1 protein-coding gene is annotated in these 2,344 nt (G+C 63.7%); it reads left to right on the forward strand.

The features are described from left to right. A partial coding sequence (polA, locus tag EN906_RS31240) for a DNA polymerase I (RefSeq protein ID WP_127375648.1) occupies positions 1–2,344 on the forward strand: 2,344 nt, incomplete at both ends.

Raw genomic sequence — 2,344 nt, forward strand, 5'->3', positions numbered from 1 at the left:
GAGGCCGACGATCTGATCGCCACCTATGCGAGGCTCGCCTGCGAAGCCGGCGGCGATACCACCATCATCTCCTCCGACAAGGACCTGATGCAGCTGGTTGGCGATACGGTCGCCATGTACGACCCGATGAAGGACCGCCAGATCGGCATTCCGGAAGTCATAGAAAAATGGGGCGTGCCGCCGGAGAAGATGGTCGACCTGCAGGCGCTGACCGGCGATTCGGTCGACAATGTGCCTGGTGTGCCCGGCATAGGGCCGAAGACGGCGGCGCAACTGCTCGAACAGTTCGGTGACCTCGACACGCTGCTGGCCCGGGCCGGCGAGATCAAGCAGGACAAGAGGCGCGAATCGATCATCGCCAATGCCGACAAGGCGCGCATTTCTCGTCAGCTGGTGACGCTGATGAACGATGTGCCGGTGACCGAGGGACTGGAGGATTTCGTGCTGCACGCGCCGGACGGTCCGAAGCTGATCGGTTTCCTCAAGACCATGGAATTCACGTCACTGACCCGCCGTGTGGCGGAAGCGACCAGCACCGAGGCCGGCGACGTCCAGGCCGTCGCGGTCACCGTCGAACGCGCCGATCATGCTCATGGCCCAGATGTCGGGGCCGGGTTGCCGCCGGTTGCCCGAAACGCGTCCGGCACTGAACCGGACGAAGCCGGCGGGACGGCGGAGACGTCAAAACAAGGCGATACCCCTTCCCTGCTCGCGGCACTGCGGCTGGAGCGCGCGGCCACCGGCAAGATCGATATTTCTGCCTATCATTGCATTCGCGATGTCTCGACCCTGAAAGCCTGGGTGGCCGAGGCACGGGAGGCGGGCATCGCCGCCTTCGATGTCCGGGCAACATCGGCTGATCCGATGCAGGCCGAACTCATCGGCATGGCCATCGCCACAGCGCCCGGCCGCGCCGCCTACATTCCTTTTGCCCACATGAGCGGCAATGGCGACCTGCTCGGTGGTGGCGCGCTCGAAAACCAGATTGCGCTGCGCGAGGCGCTGGCCGTGCTGAAACCGCTGCTCGAAGACCGATCGGTTCTCAAGGTGGCGCAGAATCTGAAATACGATCTTGTGATCATGAGCCGCTACGGCATCGATGTCGCGCCGTTCGACGACACCATGCTGATCTCCTACGTGCTCGATGCCGGCACGCCCCATGGTCATGGCATGGATGCGCTTGCCGAAAAGTGGCTCGGTCATACCCCTCTCCAACTCAAGGATGTGACCGGCTCGGGCAAAAGCTCCGTCGGTTTCGATCAGGTCGACATCGACAAGGCGACGGCTCATGCCGCTGAGGACGCCGATGTGACGCTTCGGCTCTGGCTGGTGCTGAAACCGCGGCTTGCCGCCAAGGGCCTGGTGTCTGTCTATGAGCGGTTGGAGCGGCCGCTGGTGCCGGTGCTGGCGCGCATGGAACAGCGCGGCATCTCGGTCGACCGGCAGATCCTGTCGCGGCTCTCCGGCGAACTGGCCCAGGGCGCCGCTCGCCTTGAAGAGGAAATCTACCAGCTCATCGGCGAACGCATCAACATCGGCTCGCCAAAGCAGCTCGGCGACATCCTGTTCGGGCGCATGGGCCTGCCCGGCGGTTCCAAGACCAAGACCGGCCAGTGGTCGACGTCGGCGCAGCTTCTCGAAGATCTCGCCGCGGAAGGCCACGAACTGCCGCGCAAGATCGTCGACTGGCGCCAGCTGACCAAGCTGAAATCGACCTATACTGATGCGCTGCCCGGCTTCATCCATCCCGACACCAAGCGCGTCCACACGTCCTACGCGCTGGCCGCGACGACGACGGGCCGGCTGTCGTCCTCCGACCCGAACCTGCAGAACATCCCGGTTCGCACCGCCGAAGGCCGCAAGATCAGGACCGCCTTCATCACCGACAAGAGCCACCGCCTGGTCTCGGCCGACTACAGCCAGATCGAGCTGCGGGTGCTCGCCCATGTCGCCGAAATCCCGCAATTGCGGCAGGCTTTCGCCGACGGCGCCGACATCCATGCCATCACCGCGTCGGAGATGTTCAACGTGCCGGTCGAAGGCATGCCTTCGGAAGTCCGCCGCCGCGCCAAGGCGATCAATTTCGGCATCATCTACGGCATTTCGGCCTTCGGTCTCGCCAATCAGTTGTCGATCCCGCGCGAGGAGGCAGGCAACTACATCAAGAAGTATTTCGAGCGCTTCCCCGGCATCCGAGACTATATCGAGGAGACCAAGGCCTATGCCCGCGAGCATGGCTTTGTCGAAACGATCTTCGGCCGCCGCATCCATTACCCCGATATAAGATCGTCCAATCCCTCGCTCCGCGCGTTCAACGAGCGCGCCTCGATCAACGCCCGCCTGC

It is taken from the genome of Mesorhizobium sp. M7A.F.Ca.CA.004.06.1.1, from assembly GCF_003999135.1.
Taxonomy (GTDB): Bacteria; Pseudomonadota; Alphaproteobacteria; order Rhizobiales; family Rhizobiaceae; genus Mesorhizobium.